The organism is Xanthomonas sp. 1678 (assembly GCF_031455575.1).
GTDB lineage: Bacteria > Pseudomonadota > Gammaproteobacteria > Xanthomonadales > Xanthomonadaceae > Xanthomonas_A.
This window is the reverse complement of the sequence record NZ_JAVDSZ010000019.1, coordinates 26,803-47,647: the sequence shown is the minus strand read 5'-3', so window position 1 is coordinate 47,647 and position 20,845 is coordinate 26,803. Positions and strand designations below refer to the sequence as shown.

Genomic DNA, 20,845 nt, shown 5'->3' with positions numbered 1-20,845 from the left:
TTTCCGGCGCAGGGGACATCAACGAGGACATGCGCATGAACAAGGCCGTTTCGACACTCGCCGCACTGCTGTTCGCCGCCACCGGCGCGCTTGCCATCGCGCCGGCGGCGCACGCGCAGAGCGTCACGCTCGACTGCACCGGGAGCAATCTCTGCTACGCCGACGTGACGCCTGGTGGCGCCTACAACTATGCGTGGTCGTTCAACTCCAACGGGTTGAGCGTCATCTATCCGGCGAACTGCACCAACCAGGTCTATTGCGGCTTCTATTGCCCGCGCAGCAGCGGCTACATCACCGCCAGCGTGCTGGTCATCGATGCGAACAACCAGCTGGTCGGGTCGGCGAGCACGCGCGCGTTGTGCACGGCGGAGCCGCTGTAACCGGGGCGGCCGACGGCGCGCCGGCACGACCGGCGCGCCTCATGCGTGCTTTTGAGCATGCGACTGCGCCATGCAGGCGAATACGACGCAAGGCCGGACGCCGGTGCCCATCCGCGTCCGGTCGGGCGCCTCACGCGTTCGGACCGCGGCTGACCTCGTTCAAAACCGCGCCGTAGCCGCGATAGAGATTGGCCTCGGGCAATTGGCCCTGCTCGCGCATCCAGCGATGCACCGCCGGCAGCCGATAGAACGGCACGCGCACGTACTGGTGGTGCTCGATGTGATAGTGGATGGCGTGCGGTCCGCAGAAGAAGGTCTGCCAGCTGCGCCGCACGATGCTGCGAGCGTTGCGGCGCTGGTCGGCGCACGCGGGATAGCCGGCATGTTCGGTGATGGCGCGGATCCGCGCGAACAGCTGCAGGAAGGTCAGCGCCGGCAGCAGCCACAGGATCAGATACAGCCAGGCATGACCGAGCGCGGCGAGCGTTCCCAGCAGCGCGCCGTTGCTGACCACGATCGAACCCAGCACCAGCGGCAAATGGCCGGTCGGCGCGGGCGCGACCTGCGCGGACGGACGCCGCCTCCGCCGTCGCAGCGCATCGCGCACGGCGAGCAGATAGCCGATGCCGGTGACATCGCGCAGCAACCGCGCCGCCAGCCGCCGCCGCGAGACCGGGTAGTCGGCGATGCCGAACACGATGGCCACCGGATCGTCGTCGGCCATCGGTGCGCGGTGGTGCTGCAGATGGCCCTGGCGATAGGCGAACAGCGACAGAAACAGCGGCCCGGCCGCGCACAGTTGCGCCAGCAGATCGTTGTGCGTCTGGCGGCGCGCCAGCAGACCGTGCGCGCCTTCGTGCATCATCACCGCCAGCGCCAACTGCGTCCGCGCCACCAGCAGCGCCGCCAGCAGATACACCAGCGGATGCGGGTAGCGGATCGCCGCGGCGAAGCACAGCGCGATCAGCGCCCAGTCCAGGGCCAATGCCAGCGCGCTGCGCCACGGGCTCAGCCGCCGCAACGCCGGCGGCAACGCGGCGATCATGCGCCCTGCTCCTGCCGCACCGTTACGGGTGCGGGTGCGGGTGCGGGAACGAGCGCATCTGCGATCGGCGCGCGTTGCCCACGCGCCAGCGCCAGGATCAGTTGTACCCACAGCCGCAACCGCGCGGGCGCATCGAGCGCGGCCGGCTCCGGCGCGGGCGGCGGCGGTTCCGCCTGCAGCGCGCGGCAGGCCGCGGCCACCGCCTGCGCGAACGCGTCGCCATCGCCGTGCCACACCACGGTCCGGTGCTGCAGCCCGCAGGCGGCGGCACGGCGCGCATTGCGCTGCTGTTCGGGCTGGTCGGTGAGCACCAGCAGGATCGGCCGCCGATACACCTGCGCCACCGACAGCGCGGCCATGCCCGGCGCCGACACCAGCAGCGTGCTGGCGGCGGCGCTGGCGATCCACTGCGGGTCCTCCGCGACCCAGCCGGGGCGGCCGGGATAGCCTTCGCCGACGCGATGGCTGTCCAGACCGGCGCGCTGCAGGCCCTGTTCCAGCGCGTCCGCCAAGGCCGGATCGCGGAAGTGCGGATTCAGGTACACCGCCGCGGCCGGCGCCGGCGGCGGCGCGCCTGGCGCAGCGGCCGCGGCCAGCGCGACCGGCGTGGGCAGGCGGAACCGGCGGCCGCGGGCGTGCAGCCGCGGCTGCGCGAAATCGTGCTCCAGCTGCGCGGCCGCCGCGTCGATCTGCCAGCCGATCAATCGCGCGAACAAGGCCGCCGCCGGCCGCGGCAGGCGACCGTCGAAATTCCCCTGCAGCGCCGCGCGCAGGCTGACGCCATAGACATGCACGATCCTGCGCCGCCAGCCCGGCAGCATGCCCATCACCAGCAATGCAGGATGGAACGAGTCGTTGAGGACCAGGTCGATGCCGCGCAGACGGCGCCGCAACCGCACGATGTCGCGCAGCAGCCGCGCCGGGTGCAGCAGGTAGGCGGCGACATTGGCATCGGTCGCGGCCGCACGCATGTTCTGCCGCGCATCGAACTGCACGGCGTAGTGCGGCGACAGCAGGGCGGCGTCGATGCCGAAACGGCGCAGGAACTGTACGCCCGCCGCGGAGGTGGTCAGCACATCGACGTGCGCTCCCTGCGCGCGCAGCGCATGGGTCAGCAACTGCGCACGCATCAGGTGGCCGCGCGCATCGGCGGTGGCCAGGTACAGCAGGCGCGGCGGGTTCAGCGCCACAGCGCGCCGCGCACGCGCAGGGCCACGCCGGCCAGGTACATGCCCAGGGCGCCGCTGACGCCGAAGGCACGGTCGATCCGCCGCACCTCGGCCAGCAGCGCGCTCAATGCCGGCTGCTCCTGCGCGGTCACCAACCGCTGCAGGATCTGCCGGCACTGCCGCACGTGCCGCTGTTCGTCGCCCAGCACCCGGCTCAGCAAGGGCTGCAGCGCATGCGCGGCCGGCAAGGTCGTGCAATGCCGTTGCAGCACCCGCGACGCCATCTGCTCGGCGCACAGCCCGATCGCGAACGCAGACACCAGCAGCCCCTGCGCGAAGGCGCCGGCATGGCGTTCGGCCAAGCGATGCCACTGCGCGATCTTGCGCCGGCTCAGGCGGTCGGGCCGGCGTGTGGGCTGCAGATCACCGCGCGCGGCCAGCGCCGCGGCGAACGCCTGCGCATGCCACTGCTCCTCCTGCAGGTGCCGGTCCATCAGCGGCACCAGCCAGGCCGGCCGCTGCACCGGCACTTCGCGCTGCAGCGCCAGTTCGGTGGCTTCCTCGCCGATCAGGTACATGCGCAGCAACAGGCGCTCGCCGGCGACGCTGGCATGCAGCTGGCGCAGCGCGGCGCGCTTGATCCGGTCGACCAGCCATGCCTGCCAGCGCAGCCAGCCGCGCAGCGGCGGCGGCTCCAGGTCGCGCAGCGTGGCGATCGTGGCGCCCTCGGCCAGCGCCGTCACCGGCCGCCGCTCACGAGCGGTGATAGGACAACGCCTGCGCGTCGGCCTGGCTGCCACGGCGCCAGCCCAGCCCGCGCGCCAGCGCGCCGGCCATGTCCACCGCGGAGAAGCCGAGGATCAGCAGCAGCGCCGCGCACCAGCGCAGGCCGCGCAGCGGCGGCAGGTCTTGCCGGTTCAATGCGCCCACGCTGAACCACAGGCGCGAGCCGAGCACGCACAGCGGCCCGAGCGGTCCGCTGCGGCCGAGCCACTGCAGCGCGTCGGGCAGGTAGGCGCGCACCAGGTGCGGGGTCAGTCCCAGCGTGTCCTGGCCGCGCCACCAGCGCAGCTGCAGCGCCTCGCGGCGGGTATCGGGCAGCCGGTGCACGGTGTGCGCCTGCGCGGCGTAGTGCACCGCCACCCCGGCCGCCTGCAGGCGCAGGCCCAGCACCTGGCAGTGCGCGCGGTAGACGCCGTCGAGCGGCTGGTAGCCGTGGCGGGCGAACACCTCGCGCCGGAACGCCACGTTGTTGGCGTAGAAATTCCGCGTCGCCCGCGCCTGCAGCGGACTGGGGAAGTACATGAAGTCCAGCGTGGTCAGCGCGGTGCCGACCACGTCGGCACGGTAGCTGGTGCGCCCGGCCACCGCCGCCGGCGCGGGCTCCTGCGCGAACGGCTGCAGCAGCTCGGCCAACCAGTCGCGATCCGGCAGGCAATCGGCGTCGGCGAACACCACGTGGTCGCAGGCGTGCGGATCGGTGGCGGCGAAGCCGGCGTTCTTGGCGTCGTAGTAGCCGGTGTCCGCATCGATGCGGACGAACACGATCGGGCGACCGGCGATCGCGACCAGCGCCGCGCAGGCCGCTTCGCTCATGCCATCGTGGGTCACGACCAGTTGGGCCAGCGCCTCCAGCGGCACGCTCTGCGTGGCCAGGGCGCGCATGACGCGCTGCAGGCTGGCCTCGGCGCGTGCCGCCGCCGCGCCGCCGCCACGCAGGTTGTTGGTCTCCAGGACCAGGGCGCTGCGCGCGGCAATGAGCATCGACATCGAACAAGTCCCGGTAGGCGTCCATGACCCGCGCCGTGCAAGGCAGGTGTGGCCTGCGCGCTCGAACGGGAGGGGACGGCAGCGTCCCTGAAATCGCAGCGCGACTATACCGGGGAACCGCCGTGCCCGCTGCGCGGGCGCCGCGCCGCGGCAGGAGCCGAACGCGCCGCCGCCGCGCGGCGCGGCGCAGGATTCAGCCGCGCCGCCATACCAGGCAGCGATTGTTGGCCGGCATCGCGACGTCCTCCTGCAGCACCAGGCCCTGCGCCTGCGCCAGCGCGGCGACCGCCTCGACGTCGCGGATGCCGCTGGCCGCATCGCGCGCCTTCAGCCAGGCGTCGAACTCGCGGTTGCTGTCGCTGCTGAACGCGCCGCCGTAATTGAAGGGCCCGTACACCGCCAGCGTGCCGCTGTCGCTGCCGGCCAGCAGCCTGCCGACGCCGGCGAACAACGCCTGTACCGCGGGCCAGCCCATGATGTGCAGCGTGTTGGCAGTGAACACCGCATCGTAGCCGGCGGCCGGCCACGGCCCGGCCTGCACGTCCAGCGCCAGGGCCGGCGGCGTGTTCGGCAATGCCGCCGCCTCCAGCCATTGCGCGATGCCGGGCAGGTGCTCGGCACGCTCGCTGCATTGCCAGGTCAGCTGCGGCAAGGCCGCGGCGAGGTGGACCGCATGCTGGCCGGTGCCGCTGCCGATCTCCAGCACGTGGCGGCGGTCGGCGAAATGCCGCCGCAGCACCTGCAGGATCGGCTCGCGATTGCGGTCGCAGGAGGGTGCGTAGGGTCTATCGGTCATCGCTCTTCCTCCGGCCGGTCGACACGCAGCGGCTCAACTGCGCGAGCGCACGAAGATGCGCTTGCTGCCGCCTTCGTTGCCGCGCTCCTCCAGTTCGAACTGCGCCGACAGCCGGCGCAGCAGATCGCTGAGCTTCTTGTGCCCGTACAGGCGCGGATCGAAATCCGGGCGCACCTTGTTGAGGTAGCTGCCGACGCTGCCGAGTCCGGCCCAGCCCTGGTCGTCGGAGGCTTCCTCGATCGCCTGGCGCAGCAGTTTCAGCGGCGCCGCCAGCGGCGCGGCCTTGGCGTCGGCGGGCGCAGCGGGCACCGCCGCGGCCGGCGCCGCCATGGCCTCGGGCTTGGCCGCCTGCGCGCCCTGCGCGGCCTGCGGCGTCTTGCGTCCCTTGGCCGCCGGCTTGGCCGCCGCGGAAACCGGCTTCGATGGCTCGGCGCTCGTCGCCTCGCTGCGCAGCACCTCGGTGTAGATGAACTTGTCGCAGGCCTGCACGAACGCGTCCGGCGTCTTGCGCTCGCCGAAGCCGTACACGGTCGGGCCTTCCTCGCGCAGGCGCTGCGCCAGGCGGGTGAAGTCGCTGTCGCTGGAGACCAGGCAGAAGCCGTCGAAACGGCCGGTGTACAGCAGATCCATCGCGTCGATGATCAGCGAGCTGTCGGTGGCGTTCTTGCCGCTGGTGTAGGCGAACTGCTGCACCGGGCTGATCGAGTGCTTGAGCAGCGCCTGCTTCCACTGGGTCATGCGCGTGCTGGTGAAATCGCCGTAGATGCGCTTGACGCTGGCCACGCCGTACTTGGCCACTTCGGCCAGCAAGCCTTCGATCACCGAGGGCTGCGCGTTGTCGGCATCGATCAGCACGGCCAGGCGCGGCTGGTCGTCGTCGGTGTCGGATCTGGAACGGGTTTTCATGGCAGGGACCTGCGTGGAGACGAAAGCGGCGGCGGAGCGCGCGCGTCTTGACGCTGCCGCGCTTCGGCGCCGGGCATCACTGTGCCACCCCGGGGCAGCGGCGGCCAGTCCGGAAGAAAGCCGGCGAGCGCTTCGCCGGGCGACAAGCCGCTGGCGGGTCCGCACGGTCGATCGCCAGCTGCCGCACGCGACGCCGCGCATCGCGACCTGCGGCCGTGCCGGCCCAGGACCCGGCGGCAACTCCGATCACGCCGCGGCCGTCACCGCAGGCGCGCCGCATTCAAGGCGTTGCCGCGGGCGCCTGCGGCAGATCCAGATGCTTGCGGAAGAAACGCGCGATCACCCGCAAGGCCTGCTGGCTTTCGGGCAGCGCGTTGTTGAGATGAAACGCATGGCCCATGCCGTCCCACACGTGCAGGTCCGCCTCGCGGCCCAGGTCGACCAGGCGCGAATGGGTGTAGGCGACATTGCTCAGCTCGGCCGCGCGCGTGCCGGTGACGAACAGCAGCGGCGGGAACTGCGCCAGCACCGCATCGGAAAACACCGGCGACACCAGCGGGTCGTGGAAATCCACGTCGGGGCCGTAGTACAGGTCCTCCATGATCGGCAGCGCGCCCTGCGCATCGGGCAGCGGCGCATCGTTCACCGCCGCCACCACGTAGCGCGAATCGCCGCGGTAGCGCGCATCGCCGCCGGCGCAGAACATGCCCGCCGCGGCCGGCATCGGCAGCTTCTCCTTGGCGAACCAGGCCAGCGATTCGCCGGTCAGCACGCCGCCGGCCGAGCAGCCGAACAGGCCGATGTGCTGTGGCGCGTAGCGCTTGAGCGCTTCGCGGTAGACCTTGGCCACGTCCTCGCTGGCGGCGGGGAAGCGGTGTTCCGGGCCCATCCGGTAGTCGACGGCGACCACGGTGACGCCGGTCATCGCCGCCACCGGGATCGCCTCCATCATGCCGAACGAGGCCGCGCTGCCCATCACGAACGAGCCGCCGTGCAGCTCGATCAACAAGCGCTGGCGCTGCGCCGGCGACGCCTCGCGCGGCTGCACCAGCGTCACCGGCACGCCGTTCCAGGTCGCGGTGCTGATCTTCACCCCGTAGCGTTCGCGCAGCGGCTCCACCACGCCCTTGGCCCATGCCTCGGTCTCGGCGCGGAGGCGCGGCAGCTCGCGCGCCAACGTGGCGTTGTCCATCTTCGCCAGCGGGTCGCCGCGGGCCATGTCCTCACGCGCCGCCGCCTGCGCTTGCGGGCTGAGGAACGGCGACAACGGCAGGTCGAATGCGGGCATGTGGCGGATGCCGTCGTGCGCAGGGGCGTCGGCTGCGCTCGCGCCCGATGCCGCCAGGCACGCGGCCAGCGCGAGCACCGCTCTTTTCATCCATTGCATGTCTGCGGTCACGTCCCTGTCTCCCCATGGCGATCTGGACGCAGAGGATACCGGCGCCGCGCGTGCGCGGCTTTGCACGATCCCGCCAACCGCGCGTGCCGAACCCGCAGATGCAACATCGCCGGCGCCGCCGCGACTGCCTATGGTGGGGAGCTGCGGCGCGGCAACGCGGCGCGACACGACCGCCAGCGGCGCGCTGCGCGTCAGCGCAGGCCGCGCCTCATGCCGCATCCATCTCCGTGGACAGCGCGATCGCCTGCTGCGCGTCCAGTTCGGCCAGGCGCTGCTGCAGCGCCGTGCGCACCTGTGCGTACGCCTGCGCGCCGAGCAGCAGCCGCCGCGGCGCCGGGCTCACGTCGAGCGAAGCCAGCATCTCGCGCACCATCTTGCGCGCGTCGCCGAACACGAAGCGGCCTTCGTCCAGCGCGCGGCGCAGCGCATCGACCGGCGTGTCCGCATAGGTCGCGCTGGGCACGGTGCGGTCCAGGCCGCGGCCGAAGTCGGTCGCCGCCGGACCGGGTTCGACCAGGGTGAAGGCGATGCCGAACGGCGCCACCTCCTGCGCCACCGCCTCGACGAAGCCCTCGATGCCCCACTTGCTGGCGTGGTACAGGCTGAAACCCGGATAGGCGATCTGCCCGCCTTCCGACGACACCTGCACGATGCGCCCGCCGCCTTGCGCGCGCAGGTGCGGCAGCACCGCGCGGATCAGCTGGATCGAGCCGACCAGATTGGTCTCCAGTTGTCCGCGCAGTTGGGCATCGCTGGCTTCCTCGGCGGCGCCGAACACCGCGTAGCCGGCATTGCTGACGACCACGTCGATACGCCCGAGGTCGGCGAAGGCGCGGTCCACCACGGCGCGCACCGCGGCGGCGTCGCTCACGTCCAGCGCCGCCACCCACAGGCGCTGGCCGTATTCGGCTTTCAGGTCGTCCAGCGCCTCGGGCCGGCGCAGCGTGGCGGCGACGCGGTCGCCGCGCGCCAGCAGCTGCTCGGTCAACAGGCGGCCGAAGCCGGACGAGGTCCCGGTGATGAAATGCGTGCGGTTCATGGGCTTGCCTCTCGCAAAGGCCACGGTGCGTGGCGGGTCTGGTTGCAGACTAGGCGCCACGCACCGCTGTTACTATCCGTCCAATCCAGCATGCGCCAGTGAAAATTCCCCATGAGTCAGCGGCCCGCCCTGACCGATCTCAGCGCCTTCGCCGCGATCGTCGCCCATCGCAGCTTCCGCAAGGCCGCCGACGAGCTGGGGCTGTCGCCGTCCACGCTCAGCCACATGATGCGCACGCTGGAAACGCGCATGGGCGTGCGCCTGCTGCACCGGACCACGCGCAGCGTCGCGCCCACCGAAGCCGGCGCGCGGCTGGTCGCACGGCTGCAGCCGCTGCTGCGCGAACTGGACCAGGCGCTGGACGACGTCGGCAGCTTCGCGCACGGCCCCAGCGGCACGCTGCGCATCAACGCCAACGAAACCGCCGCGCGCCTGCTGCTGCAGCGCGTGGTGCCGGCGTTCCTGCAGCGCTATCCGGCGATGGCGCTGGACCTGGTCAGCGAGGGCCGCCTGGTCGACATCGTCGCCGCCGGCTTCGACGCCGGCATCCGCCTGGGCGAAGCGCTGCCGCAGGACATGATCGCGGTGCCGTTCGGCGGCCCGCAACGCTTCATTGCCGCCGCTGCGCCGGCGTACCTGGCGCGCCACCCGCCGCCGCGCACGCCCGACGAACTCGCGCAACACACCTGCATCGGCTTCCGCCTGCCCAGCGGCAAGCCCTACCGCTGGGAATTCGCGCGCCACGACCAGGAACTGGCGGTGGAGGTCGGCGGCGCGCTCACCCTCGACCACCTCGGGCTGATGGCCGACGCCGCGGTCGCCGGCATGGGCATCGCCTACCTGTCAGAAGTGGCGGTGCAGGCGCAGCTGGACAGCGGCGCGCTGGTACGCGTGCTCGACGACTGGTGCCCGCCGCTGCCGGGATTGTTCCTGTACTACTCCGGCCACCGCCACGTGCCGGCGGGCTTGCAGGCCTTCATCGGGGTGCTGAAGGAACTGGGATAGGGCGCCTTCTCGGCACGGCCCGTGGAGTCCTCTCTGCCACTGCGCCGTGGCGCGCTCACTCCGCTGCCGGCAACGCCTCGTAGGCCTGGCGCACCGCGGCCTCGCCATAGCGCCGCTCCAGCCGGCGGATGATGAAGTGGCCACGCGCCATCGCCTGGAAGTGTGCGATGAACAGCGTATTGAGCGCCGCGCCGCTGGCCGCGCCGACGAATGGCACCGCCTGCGCCGCCAGCTTCTCGCTGACCGTCACCGAGAACTTGGCGGCGATCCGCGCCACCATCGACACCAGCGCCGGCGCGCCCTTGCTGCCGAGTCCGTGCGCGGCGATGTACTGCGCCGCCGCGCTCAGCTGCTGCGCCATCGCCGTGCGCACCGCGAAATAGCCCGACTCGCTGCCGTCGTCGCGGCGGCTGCGTCCGCCGTGCGCGAGCACTTCCAGGCACGCCAGCGCGGTGGCCGGGTCCTCCAGCCGCTCGCCTTCGGCGCGGGCGATGTCGGCAATCGAGCGCAGCATCAAGGTGGTGGTCAGCGGCAGCTCCACCGCCAGCCCGGGCAGGCCGAAGAAACCGCCGGCCGCGCCGGTGGCCGCCACCGCCAGCCCGTGCAGGCGCGGCCGCGCCTTGCTTGGTGCGTCCTTGCGCAGGGTCAGCAGTGCCGAGCGCAGCGCCACATTCAACGCGTGGCGGCTGATCGCATCGATGCGCGAGGACACGAAGCGCGGCAGGCGCTTGCTTAGCAGATGCTCGATCGGCGCGCCGACCACGTTGGCCACCTTGGCGGCGAGCCCGGGATGTTCGAGCAGGCCGTGCGCCAGCACCAGCTCGCGATGGTGGGTCGCGTCCATCGACGGCACGGGAAGCTGATCGGTCATTGCGGCTCCTGGGGGCAGTGCGGCGGCCGCCGGCGCCGAGGGCGGCCGGCCGTGCCGAAACAGTGGAACGGGAACACTAGCCTACCTGGCGCCGATGGCAGCCGGATCACGCCTCGGGGCGCGCTAGCGCCTCGAGCAACGGCAGCAGATCCTCGCGCTCGTGCGGCCGCACCGCACGCGCGACCTCCTGGCCATCGCGCAGCACCAGCACGGTGGGCCACAGCTTGACCGCGAAGGCGCGGCCGAGCGGGCGGCCCTTGCCGTCCTCGACCTTGTGGTAGGGCACCTGTTCGAACGGTCCCAGCACCTTCTGCAGCAAGGGCTGCGCGGCCTGGCAATGCCCGCACCAGCCGGTGCCGAACTCCAGCAGTTGCAGCCCCGATTGCGCGCGCACCTGCGCGGCCTGCGGGGCCTCTACGCGGTAGTCGCGCGGGAAGGTCATGGCACTGCTCAGGACAGCGCGCGCTGGATGTCTTCCAGCGGCAGGTTGGTCAGGTCCTTGGCCACGTCGCCGACCAGGCGCTGCTGCGTTTCCTTGTGCAGCAACGGACGGATGCGGCCCAGCGTGGTCGGGTCCGCCACTAGCACCAGATGGTCGTAGCGGTGTTTCAGCGCACCTTCGTTGAGCGCCTGCGCCACCTGCTTGGCGAAGGTGAACTCGTCCAGTTCCGATTCGGCGGTGCGCGGCGGCACCTTGCCGGCGGGGCCTTCGTCGTCCACGTTCTGTACTTCGGTGCGCGCGTGCTGGCGCAGCGTCACGCCGTCGCGGCCGCCGACATTGGTGAACCAGCGCGCCTCGGCGCCGTCGACCACCACCACCAGCGCATTCTCGGGAATCTGCAGTGACATCGCCCACTCCTCCAAAGCCGCTGCGGACGCAGCATGCCGGTCACCGTAGGACACGCGATGTAAGCGCCGCGCCAAGGCGGAGGATGCGCCGCGTCAGCGCCTGGCGCTGCCGCGGCCCGGCCCCTCGTTTCGCGCTGCGCTAGCGCAGGAACAGCACGTCCAGATCCTGCTTGGGCACGAAGTCCTTCTGCTGGAATTCGAAGGTCAGCGGATCGGTGCGCTTCAGCTCCCCGTCGAAGCACAGGCTGACGATGTCGGTCGGCGCGCGCTTCTTCAGGGTCAGGTGGAAGTCCTGGATCGGCCCCTTCCAGTTGTTGCCGGTCAGCAGGATGTAGCGCAGGTTGCTCCATTCCAGGCCGTACTCGTGCTGGCGGCGGCGCGCGCTCTGCTGCGCGCCGGCGTCCAGGCAGGTGTCCTTGGCGAAGTCGCGGATCAGGTCGGCAGCCGGCATCGGCACGCCGCTCGCCAGGCTCGGCGCATAACTGTGGCGGATCGACACCGACGTGCCCGCGGCGAAGCGCTGCTGCCAGGTGAAATACTCGCTCAGCGTGAAACGCGGCTGTCCGTCCGCATCGAACCAGTTCTTGGGCAATGCCTTGCGGCCCTTGGGCGTCTCGCCGGAGTCGATGTAGGCGGCCAGGTCGTCGCTGCTCCAGCCGCTGGCCGCCCATGCGCGCGACACGTCCGCACCGTCCAGCGACGCCACCAGCTTGCGTTCGGTATGCACCGGCTTGCCGTCCACCCACAGCTTGAACTCGGTCAGCTCGCTGTGGTCGGCCTGCCCGAAGTACATCGGCGGCATCGGGAACGCGATCGGCACCAGCAGGTCGCGCGTGCTGGTGTTGGTGAACACGTAGTCCACCCGTACCAGCTCCTCGCTGATGAACAGCGCCTCCTTGCTCATGCGGATATCCGGCTGCTGCAGCAGCTGGATGGTGCCGTTGGCATCGCCGAAGCTGCTGTCGTTGGCATGGGCGGTGGCCGCGCACAGCGGCGCGAGGGCGAACAGGATGCGGACCAGCAGACGTCTGGGAGTCATGAGCGAGGCAAGTTGGAAAGGGAGGGAACGCAGCGCCGGATCGCGGTCGAGCGCGCACTATCTTACGCAGGGGACCGCGCCAAACCCGACCGACAGGCGCCGATCGTGGCACGCACTGGAATCGGGCATCGTCTGTCGGGGAAACCTCGGTAGCGCCGAAGCGGGGCTGTTCCGGCTACGTGGGCGCATCGACAAACTCGAACGCTCTCCACGTCTGACGCGGTCGGCATCGCCGAGACCACCCCGCACCCGTATCCTTAGCGAAACATTAACCGCATGCTTGTAAAGCTGCGCCTGTACATGGGAACGCGACAAGGGGAAGGACGCATGGAAACCAAGGCGAACAAGCGCCGCTGGCTGTTGTGGGTGATATTGCTGACCGCTGCGGCCGCCAGCGCCGCGGCCGGCGCGCAGGAACAGGAGCAGGAGCAGTTGCAAATGCAGCAACAGCAAATGCAACAGCAGCAGCTGATGCAACAGCAACTCCAACAAGTTCAGCAGATGCAGCAGCAGCAACCGGCGCCGGAAAACTCGGGCGCTCCCAGGGGCTTGTCGGCCACCTACCTGAACTGCCGCAGGCAGGCACGTGGCGGGGTCGATCAGGAGCGCTGCATCGAACGCGAGCAGACCTTGCAGGATGATCGCCTGGCCCGGCTCTACGATCGGTTGCGCTACGAACTGGACGGCAGTGCGCGAGCGAGGCTGCTGGACGCACAGTACGCCTGGGAGCAATCCAATGCCCAGGCCGGCGATCTGGACAATTCGCTCTATGGGGGGTCCCAGGCCGAGAGTTTGCAGCGCGCCGAAGCGGCGCTGTGGCGGATCTGCGCGCGCGCCGACGAACTCGAGAAGTATCTCGGCGCGGCCCGCTGAGTCAGCACGCGTACGCCGCGTTGTCGCGACGTCGATCCCTCGCAAGGGCAACTTGGGACTTGCGGCTGATGCTGCAACGTCGCACCCGCGTCCCCGCCCGCGACGGCCGACTCACCGCGGCCCGGCACACTCCGGGTTCTGCGCGTCGCAAAGCTCCGCCGCGCGCCGCAGTTGCGCCTCGCTCAACGGCGGCGGGCGGGCGATCGCCGGCTGTACCTGGTCCGGGGCGCCGGTGAGGGTGTGCAGGCCCTTGGCCGCCTTGCCTGCCACGTAGTAGATGCCGAGCGCGAGGTAGCCGCCGCCCTGGCTGACCTGCTCCACCGAGGGCGGTGGCCGCCAGTCCTTGTCGAAACGGTTGGGTTGGGCGCTGACTGGATTCTTGAAGCGGTACAGGTCCAGCGGCTGTTCCTCGTCAGGCGGCAGCGCGCGTACTTCGTCGAGGGTCTGGATGTCCTGCTGCGGCGGGCCGCTCGCCGCGGGCGCAGGCTCGACCTGCTGGGCATGCGCCTGCGCGGCCACACCGAGCAGCGCTGCGGCAACGACGGAACGCACGGCATTGCACATCCAGATCGGTCCTTTTCCCACGCCAGACGGCGATGACAGGTGCCGAGCTTACGGTCGGCCGCTGAACGTCGCCATCGCGGCGGCAGCGCGCCTACAGATGCTCATACCGCCTGCGATGGCTGCAGGCACAGCCAGATGGCGCACCAGTGCGACAGCGCGCCGCCCACCACGTGGGCGTGCCAGATGGCGCGGTTGTAGATCATCGACTTGCGCACGTAGAAGCCCACGCCCACCGTGTAGAACATGCCGCCGGCGGCGATGAACCACAGCACGGCGCTGTCCAGGCTGGCCATCAACGGCTTGATCGCGACGATGCCGGCCCAGCCCAGCAGCAGGTAGATCGCCACCCAGAAGCCTTTGCTGATGCCGGGCAGGAACAGCTTGGCGAACACGCCGAACAGCGCCACACCCCACACCGCCAGGGTCATCGACCAGACCCAGGCGCCGGACAGCGCCAGCACGAACAGCGGCGTGTAGGAGCCTGCGATCATCACGAAGATGCCGGCGTGGTCGAGCTTGCGCAGGATCGGCTGGCGCTGCGGCGGGGCGAAGTTGTAGGCCGCCGAGCAGGCGAACATCACCAGCATCCCCAGCGCGTAGACGCAGGTGGCCAGCAGCAGCGCCTGGTTGGCGTGGGGGCGCCAGATCAGCATGACGCCGCCGACGATGGACAGCAGCAGGCCGGCGGCATGCACGATCAGGTCGGCGCGGCGGGCGCCGATGGTTTTGTAGTGTGCGGCGATGGCGGGGGCAGGCACGGACAAGGCGAGTCTTCGGCACGTCGGGGGACGGCGCCGCTGCGCGAGGGGGGAGCACAGGATACGCGCTGGCCGTGCCGATCAGGTCGGCTTTCTCGAGCGGCGACCGCTGCCGCCGCCCGGCACTGCGGCAACGGCCCAGGTGCTTGCCCGCGCCTACGCCGCGATGCGCTCGATCTTGCGCGCCTGCGCGCCCAATGCGCGCCGCGCCTGTTCCAGGTCGTAGTCCGCCTGCAGGCCGAGCCAGAAACGCTCGCTGGTACCGAGCGCGGCGGCGAGCCGGATCGCGCTGTCGGCCGTGATGCTGCGCTTGCCGAGCACGATTTCGTTGATGCGCCGCGGCGGCACGCCGGCGGCGCGCGCCAGTGCGTTCTGGCTGATGCCAAGCGGGGTCAGGAATTCCTCCAGCAGGACTTCGCCGGGATGGATGTTGGGCAGGGTCTTCATGGCGGCTCGATGGGTCAGTGGTAGTCGACGATTTCCACGTCCAGCGCATCGCCGTCCTTCCATTGGAAGCACACGCGCCATTGATCGTTGATCCGGATGCTGTGCTGGCCCTTGCGGTCTCCCTTCAAGGCCTCCAGACGGTTGGCCGGCGGAACCCGCAGATCGTCCAGCGTGGCCGCGCTGTTGAGCATGCGCAGCTTGCGCCGAGCCACGACCTGGATGTCGGCCGGCAATCGCCGGGAAGGCGTGCCCTGCCAGATCTTTTCGGCTTCCTTGTCGACGAAGTTCCGAATCACGCAGCAACCATAACGCAACTCGTCATATGACGCAATACGTCATACATATCCTGCACCTGCCGCGCTGCTCTGGCTGAATCCGCTCAGCCAGCTGCCCTCGCCGGTTCGGCTGCTGTCTCATACCCTGAGACGCGTTTCCGCTTCCCTGTCCCGCTTTGAGAGCCGTGCCGATGCCTGCCCACGCCCTAGCCCGCCGCACCGAGGACGCCGAACGCGCCCTGTCCACCACCGGCGGCGAGCCTTCGCGCGACGGCGCGCTGCTGACCGAGCGGCTGGAGCGGCGCTACCACGACCGCATCACCGGCAGCTTCATGATCCCCGGCCGCGCGGGCCGCTATGCGCCGATCCCGGAGGACGTACCGGCGGCGCTGGTCGCGGCGCTGAAAGCGCGCGGCATCGAGCAGCTCTACAGCCACCAGGCCGAGGCCTGGGACGCGGCGCAGCGCGGCGAGCACGTGGCCATCGTCACCCCCACCGCGTCGGGCAAGTCGCTGTGCTACACGCTGCCGGTGGTGGCCGCGGCGATGACCGCGCAGGCCAAGGCGCTGTACCTGTTCCCGACCAAGGCGCTGGCGCAGGACCAGGTGGCCGAGCTGCTGGAGCTCAACCGCGCCGGCGAGCTGGGGGTGAAGGCCTTCACCTTCGACGGCGACACCCCCGGCGATGCGCGCCAGGCGATCCGCCTGCACGGCGACATCGTGGTCAGCAACCCGGACATGCTGCACCAGGCGATCCTGCCGCACCACACCAAGTGGGCGCAGTTCTTCGAGAACCTGCGCTACGTGGTGATCGACGAGATCCACACCTACCGCGGCGTATTCGGCAGCCACGTCACCAACGTGCTGCGCCGGCTCAAGCGGATCTGCGCGTTCTACGGTGTGAACCCGCAGTTCATCCTGTGCTCGGCGACGATCGGCAATCCGCGCGCGCATGCCGAGGCGCTGATCGAGCAGCGCGTGCACGCGATCACCGAGTCCGGCGCACCGTCCGGCGACAAGCACGTGCTGCTGTGGAATCCGCCGGTGGTCAACGCCGACCTGGGCCTGCGCGCCTCGGCGCGCTCGCAGAGCAACCGCATCGCGCGCATCGCGATCAAGAGCGGGCTGAAGACGCTGGTGTTCGCGCAGACCCGGCTGATGGTGGAAGTGCTGACCAAGTACCTGAAGGACATCTTCGACCACGACCCGCGCAAGCCGCCGCGCATCCGCGCCTACCGCGGCGGCTACCTGCCGACCGAACGCCGCGAGGCTGAACGCGCGATGCGCGCCGGCAGCATCGACGGCATCGTCTCCACCTCGGCACTGGAACTGGGCGTGGACATCGGCTCGCTGGACGTGGTGGTGCTCAACGGCTACCCCGGCAGCGTGGCCGCGACCTGGCAACGCTTCGGCCGTGCCGGGCGCCGCCAGCAGCCCTCGCTCGGGGTGCTGGTGGCCAGCTCGCAGCCGCTGGACCAGTACGTGGTGCGGCATCCGGACTTCTTCGCCGACGCCTCGCCCGAACACGCGCGCATCGCCCCGGACCAGCCGCTGATCCTGTTCGACCACATCCGCTGCGCCGCGTTCGAGCTGACCTTCGTCGCCAGCGAGCCGTTCGGCCCGGTGGATCCGGCGGTGTTCCTGGAAGCGCTGGCCGAAAGCGAGGTGGTGCACCAGGAGGGCGACCGCTGGGAGTGGATCGCCGACAGCTACCCGGCCAACGCGGTGAGCCTGCGTTCGGTGGCCGACGGCAATTTCGTGGTGGTGGACAAGACCGACGGCAAGCAGCAGATCATCGCCGAGGTTGACTATTCCGCCGCCGCGCTCACCCTGTACGAAGGCGCGATCCACATGGTGCAGAGCACCCCGTACCAGGTGGAGAAACTGGACTGGGAAGGGCGCAAGGCCTACGTGACCCGCACCCACGTGGACTACTACACCGACAGCATCGACTTCACCAAGCTCAAGGTGCTGGACCGCTTCGACGGCGGCGCGGCCGGGCGCGGCGACAGCCACCACGGCGAGGTGCACGTGGTGCGGCGCGTGGCCGGTTACAAGAAGATCCGCTACTACACCCACGAGAACATCGGCTACGGCCCGGTCACCCTGCCCGACCAGGAACTGCACACCACCGCGGTGTGGTGGCAGCTGCCGCAGGCCACGCTGCTGAAGGCCTTCGCCTCCAAGCAGGACGCGCTGGACGGCTTCCTCGGCGCGGCCTACGCGCTGCACGTGGTGGCGACGGTGGCGGTGATGGCCGACGCGCGCGACCTGCAGAAGGCGGTGGGCGACGGCGATGGCGCCTGGTTCGCGATGGCCGACGCCAAAGGCCGCGGCCAGTTGCGCGGCGGCGACAACGGCGAGCCGGTCGGCGTGGAGCTGCAGCAGTTCGTGCCGACCGTGTACCTGTACGACAACTTCCCCGGCGGCGTGGGCCTGAGCGAACCGTTGTGGCAGCGCCAGGGCGAACTGGTGCAGCGCGCGCGCGAACTGGTGCAGCGCTGCGACTGCGTGGCCGGCTGCCCGGCCTGCGTCGGCCCGGTGCTGGCCGCGCAGGAGGAAAGCGCGACCACGCCGAAGGCGCTGGCGCTGCACGTGCTGCGCCTGCTGCTGGGCGGCACGGCGCTGGATGACGAAACGACCACCATCGACAACGAACTGGATGCACTGCCGGAGTGGAGCGCATGAGGAGCGGCCACAAGTGCTCGCGCGTGCCGTGCACGCTTCTGGAGCGCGTGACGGTGAACGACGCATCGACCGCGCTCGACACGGATTACGATGCATTGCTGGAGCGGCACGCATGAACGCCGACTGCAAGTGCTTGCGTGCGTTGCGCCTGCTGCTGAAAGACGCGATGCAAGGCAATGCGATCCACACCGATCCCGACGCGCTGCCGGGGCGTAGCGCATGAGCATCAGCCTCGAACGCCTGCGCGCGTTGCGCAAGCAGGCCGGCGATACGGGCGTGGAGACGCCGCGTGCACCTGCATCGGGCGTACGTCCGGCAGGCAATGCGGTCGCTGCAGGCACTACCGCATCGGCGAGCGCTCCTGCACGGTCGGCGGCGCCCGCAGGCCGGCCCGCGCTGCTGCGCAAGCCACCGCACGGCATCGACGCGGCGCCCCTCCCGCCTACACCGCGGCCGCCGTCGCCCGCGCACAGCGGAGGCACCGTCGCAGTGGCGCCGCCGATCGCGATCGAACCCTTCGACCAACGCGGCGCCGATGTCGCTTCGCTGCGGCGCCTGCTCGGCATGCGCGAACGCGCGGTGGCGCCGGCCGCGGCGCCGCGCCGGCCGCAGGCCGCCGACCGTCATCTGCCGGGGGTGGAGATCGCGCCCGGCCTGCACCTGATCGAAGCGTTCCTGCCGCAGCCGATCCCCGCCGCCGCGCTGTCGCTGGCGTTCGCCCGGCGCGAGGACGCGGTGCAGCCGTCGGACCTGCTGTTCTTCGACACCGAGACCACCGGCCTGGCCGGCGGCACCGGCACCCGCGCGTTCATGATCGGCGCGGCCGACTGGTATCTGCACCCCGTCGACGGCCCGGGCCTGCGCATCCGCCAGCTGATGATGGCGACGATGGGGGCGGAGAAGGCCATGCTCGAAGCGTTCCGCGAATGGCTGGCGCCGACCACGGTGCTGTCCAGCTACAACGGCCGCTGCTACGACGCGCCGCTGCTGAAGACCCGCTACCGGCTGGCGCGCTGCGCCGACCCGCTGTCGGCACTGGACCACGTGGACCTGCTGCACCCGACCCGCCGCCGCTACCGCGGCACCTGGGAGAACTGCAAGCTGGCCACGATCGAACGCCAGCTGCTGCGCATCGTGCGCGAGGACGACCTGCCCGGCTCCGAAGCGCCGGCGGCCTGGCTGGGCTACCTGCGCGGCGGCAGCGCGCGCAACCTGCGCCGCGTCGCCGCGCACAACCACCAGGACGTGGTGACCCTGGCACTGCTGCTGCAGCGCCTGGTCGACGCCGAAGCCGAGGACCGCGAGGTGGTGCCGTTCGTGGAGGCGCCGTAGCGCCGCGCATTAGCCCCTCTCCCTCCGGGAGAGGGGTTGGGGTGAGGGTCCGGCGCAAAAGCGTCCCGCGGAGTTAGGAGCACGAGGCTGCGCCCGTACCCTCATCCGCCCCTACGGGGCACCTTCTCCCGATGGGAGAAGGAAACAGCCGTGGCGCGTCGAGCCCCTCTCCCCTCGGGAAAGGGGTTGGGGTGAGGGTACGGCGCGAAAGCGTCTCGCGGATCAAGGTGTACGAGGCTTCGCCCGCACCCTCATCCGCCCCTTACGGGGCACCTTCTCCCAACGGGAGAAGGGAGCTGCCTTAGCCCCTCTCCCCTCGGGAGAGGGGTTGGGGTGAGGGTCCGGCGCGAAAGCGTCTCGCGGAGTTAGGAGCACGAGGCTGCGCCCGCACCCTCATCGCACCCGCGGGGCACCTTCCCCCGAAAAGGGGGCCATGGTCCCGATGGGAGAAGGAACGGCTGCCCTGCGGCAACCGCTAGAGCTCCCGCACCGCCGTCTCGATCCGCCACGCCGCGAACTCGCCTTCGAACTCGGCCAAGGTCAGCAGGCCCGTGCACGCATGCGCCCCCACCGGCAACGCCGCGCCGCTGGCCAGCTTGCGTACCAGCAGGATCGCGGCCAGGCACGGAATCTCCGGGCCGTGCAGCGTCGGTGCGGTCAACTCCCAGCACAGGGCGTGCGGGCGGCCATCCTTGAGCCCACGCACCTGCACCGACATGCCGCCGAGATCGCTGCCGAAGCGGTCGAACCAGCGCCCGGCGCGCGCGAACGCCGCCGCTAGCGCCCGCATCGGCAGCGGCACGCCGAGCCCGCGCAGGCGCGCGAGCGCGGCCAGGCAGCGCTGCAGGAACGGCAGTTCCAGCGCCGCGCGGAAGCGCACGCTGCGCACGCCGGGATAGCGCGCCACCAGCAGGTCGTGATCGGGCACGTCGCACGGCGCAGCCAGGCGCGGGGCGAGCCGCGCGAATGAAACCGGCTGCGGCGCGGCCCACCCGCGCGTCCGCTGCCAGCGCCCATCGCACCACCAGTCGAACGGCAGGCCGCAGTACGACAGCACCGCGCGCACCGTGGCCATGCCCAACGGCGTGGCCTGCGCCGGTGCGATGACCAGGTCGATGTCGTGAAGCTGCGAAAAACGCGGGCGCAACGCATCGACCACCGCGCTGGACAGCGCCGGCAGGGTGCTGGCGCCGCTGATCGCGGTGCGCCCGGCCTGCCGCGCCAGCACGTCGAGCGCGGCGGGAAAATCGCGCACGAACGCGCGGCCGTCGGCCAGATCTATGTAGTGCATGCCGGCCTGCAGGCAGGCGCGGGCGACCGCGTAGTCCTGGCCCTGGAACGGCCCGGCGGTGTGCACGACGATGTCCGCGCCGGTGGCGGCCAGCTGCGCGGAGAAGTCCGCGGCGGCCGTATCCAACCGGCACACCGCGACGCCGCGCAGGTCCGCGCCGGCTACGTTGGCGGTGGCAGCGCCAGGATGGCGGCCGGCCGCGACCACCTGCAGCGCCGGCGTCGCCGCCAGCGCACGCACGATGCGCGCGCCGAAATGGCCGTAGCCTCCCAGCACCACCACTTTGCAACCTGCCATCGTGCCCTGCCCCGTCCTGTCGGCGTCCGCGGCGATTATCCGCGCGACCGCCG

At 70.8% G+C, this 20,845-nt stretch carries 21 protein-coding genes and 1 pseudogene; 5 read left to right on the top strand and 17 right to left on the bottom strand.

Features of this window, described 5'->3' with window-relative positions; all coding sequences use genetic code 11:
- The first annotated feature begins 35 nt into the window (after positions 1-35).
- Positions 36-380 carry a hypothetical protein gene (locus J2Y70_RS21730; protein ID WP_309922473.1) on the top strand — a complete coding sequence of 115 codons (345 nt, stop codon included), beginning with the start codon at positions 36-38 and terminating at the stop codon, positions 378-380.
- Between the two features lie 130 nt (positions 381-510).
- Here J2Y70_RS21730 and J2Y70_RS21725 read toward each other — a convergent pair whose 3' ends face one another.
- The 8 genes from J2Y70_RS21725 to J2Y70_RS21690 all read right to left on the bottom strand — a co-directional run bounded on the left by J2Y70_RS21725 (position 511) and on the right by J2Y70_RS21690 (position 8,504).
- Entirely contained in the window at positions 511-1,425 is a 915-nt protein-coding gene (locus tag J2Y70_RS21725; protein WP_309922472.1) for a fatty acid desaturase family protein, read from the bottom strand.
- Entirely contained in the window at positions 1,422-2,615 is a 1,194-nt protein-coding gene (locus tag J2Y70_RS21720; protein WP_309922469.1) for a hypothetical protein, read from the bottom strand. The genes J2Y70_RS21725 and J2Y70_RS21720 overlap by 4 nt, the downstream gene beginning before the upstream one ends.
- On the bottom strand, positions 2,606-3,337 hold the full coding sequence (locus J2Y70_RS21715) for a hypothetical protein (RefSeq protein ID WP_309922466.1): 732 nt from the start codon (positions 3,335-3,337) through the stop codon (positions 2,606-2,608). Before J2Y70_RS21715 ends, J2Y70_RS21720 begins: the two co-directional genes overlap by 10 nt.
- A 10-nt stretch (positions 3,338-3,347) precedes the next feature.
- A complete protein-coding gene (locus J2Y70_RS21710; protein ID WP_309922463.1) occupies positions 3,348-4,364 on the bottom strand; it encodes a glycosyltransferase in 1,017 nt (338 codons plus the stop codon).
- A gap of 193 nt (positions 4,365-4,557) precedes the next feature.
- Complete coding sequence (locus J2Y70_RS21705) at positions 4,558-5,160, bottom strand: DUF938 domain-containing protein (RefSeq protein ID WP_309922461.1); 603 nt, start codon at positions 5,158-5,160, stop codon at positions 4,558-4,560.
- A gap of 33 nt (positions 5,161-5,193) precedes the next feature.
- Positions 5,194-6,066 carry an NYN domain-containing protein gene (locus J2Y70_RS21700; RefSeq protein ID WP_309922458.1) on the bottom strand — a complete coding sequence of 291 codons (873 nt, stop codon included), beginning with the start codon at positions 6,064-6,066 and terminating at the stop codon, positions 5,194-5,196.
- Positions 6,067-6,346: 280 nt separating this feature from the next.
- The gene (locus J2Y70_RS21695) at positions 6,347-7,444 is read right to left on the bottom strand and encodes an alpha/beta hydrolase (RefSeq protein ID WP_263398566.1); all 1,098 of its coding nucleotides are present in this window, start codon (positions 7,442-7,444) and stop codon (positions 6,347-6,349) included.
- A gap of 229 nt (positions 7,445-7,673) precedes the next feature.
- Positions 7,674-8,504, bottom strand: a complete 831-nt coding sequence (locus J2Y70_RS21690; RefSeq protein WP_309922455.1) for an SDR family oxidoreductase — start codon at positions 8,502-8,504, stop codon at positions 7,674-7,676.
- A 111-nt stretch (positions 8,505-8,615) separates the two neighbouring features.
- On the opposite strand from J2Y70_RS21690, the gene J2Y70_RS21685 reads away from it, so the two are divergent.
- Positions 8,616-9,509, top strand: a complete 894-nt coding sequence (locus tag J2Y70_RS21685; protein WP_309922452.1) for a LysR family transcriptional regulator — start codon at positions 8,616-8,618, stop codon at positions 9,507-9,509.
- A 55-nt stretch (positions 9,510-9,564) separates the two neighbouring features.
- On the opposite strand, the gene J2Y70_RS21680 is transcribed toward J2Y70_RS21685, so the two are convergent.
- From J2Y70_RS21680 to J2Y70_RS21665, 4 genes are all read right to left on the bottom strand, one after another.
- Positions 9,565-10,353, bottom strand: a complete 789-nt coding sequence (locus J2Y70_RS21680) for an EcsC family protein (protein ID WP_309922481.1) — start codon at positions 10,351-10,353, stop codon at positions 9,565-9,567.
- Positions 10,354-10,486: 133 nt separating this feature from the next.
- Entirely contained in the window at positions 10,487-10,822 is a 336-nt protein-coding gene (locus J2Y70_RS21675; RefSeq protein WP_309922449.1) for a thioredoxin family protein, read from the bottom strand.
- Between the two features lie 8 nt (positions 10,823-10,830).
- The gene (locus J2Y70_RS21670) at positions 10,831-11,229 is read right to left on the bottom strand and encodes a host attachment family protein (RefSeq protein ID WP_309922446.1); all 399 of its coding nucleotides are present in this window, start codon (positions 11,227-11,229) and stop codon (positions 10,831-10,833) included.
- Between the two features lie 139 nt (positions 11,230-11,368).
- Entirely contained in the window at positions 11,369-12,268 is a 900-nt protein-coding gene (locus tag J2Y70_RS21665; protein WP_309922444.1) for a DUF4424 family protein, read from the bottom strand.
- A 327-nt stretch (positions 12,269-12,595) separates the two neighbouring features.
- On the opposite strand from J2Y70_RS21665, the gene J2Y70_RS21660 reads away from it, so the two are divergent.
- Complete coding sequence (locus J2Y70_RS21660) at positions 12,596-13,141, top strand: DUF1311 domain-containing protein (RefSeq protein ID WP_309922441.1); 546 nt, start codon at positions 12,596-12,598, stop codon at positions 13,139-13,141.
- A 111-nt stretch (positions 13,142-13,252) separates the two neighbouring features.
- On the opposite strand, the gene J2Y70_RS21655 is transcribed toward J2Y70_RS21660, so the two are convergent.
- The 4 genes from J2Y70_RS21655 to J2Y70_RS21640 form a co-directional block, all read right to left on the bottom strand.
- Complete coding sequence (locus J2Y70_RS21655; protein WP_309922438.1) at positions 13,253-13,705, bottom strand: hypothetical protein; 453 nt, start codon at positions 13,703-13,705, stop codon at positions 13,253-13,255.
- Positions 13,706-13,806: 101 nt separating this feature from the next.
- The gene (locus tag J2Y70_RS21650) at positions 13,807-14,469 is read right to left on the bottom strand and encodes a hemolysin III family protein (protein ID WP_309922435.1); all 663 of its coding nucleotides are present in this window, start codon (positions 14,467-14,469) and stop codon (positions 13,807-13,809) included.
- 150 nt (positions 14,470-14,619) lie between these two features.
- Complete coding sequence (locus J2Y70_RS21645; protein ID WP_263396306.1) at positions 14,620-14,910, bottom strand: HigA family addiction module antitoxin; 291 nt, start codon at positions 14,908-14,910, stop codon at positions 14,620-14,622.
- Between the two features lie 14 nt (positions 14,911-14,924).
- The gene (locus J2Y70_RS21640; RefSeq protein WP_309922430.1) at positions 14,925-15,206 is read right to left on the bottom strand and encodes a type II toxin-antitoxin system RelE/ParE family toxin; all 282 of its coding nucleotides are present in this window, start codon (positions 15,204-15,206) and stop codon (positions 14,925-14,927) included.
- 170 nt (positions 15,207-15,376) lie between these two features.
- Between J2Y70_RS21640 and J2Y70_RS21635 the strand changes: the two genes are divergently transcribed.
- Positions 15,377-17,872, top strand: a complete 2,496-nt coding sequence (locus J2Y70_RS21635; protein ID WP_309922427.1) for a DEAD/DEAH box helicase — start codon at positions 15,377-15,379, stop codon at positions 17,870-17,872.
- Positions 17,873-18,394: 522 nt separating this feature from the next.
- Positions 18,395-19,204: pseudogene (locus tag J2Y70_RS21630) on the top strand (ribonuclease H-like domain-containing protein); the annotation flags it as partial.
- Between the two features lie 475 nt (positions 19,205-19,679).
- Here J2Y70_RS21630 and J2Y70_RS21625 read toward each other — a convergent pair.
- Positions 19,680-20,792, bottom strand: coding sequence for a saccharopine dehydrogenase NADP-binding domain-containing protein (locus tag J2Y70_RS21625; RefSeq protein ID WP_309922424.1), 1,113 nt, complete (start codon positions 20,790-20,792; stop codon positions 19,680-19,682).
- Positions 20,793-20,845 lie beyond the last annotated feature (53 nt).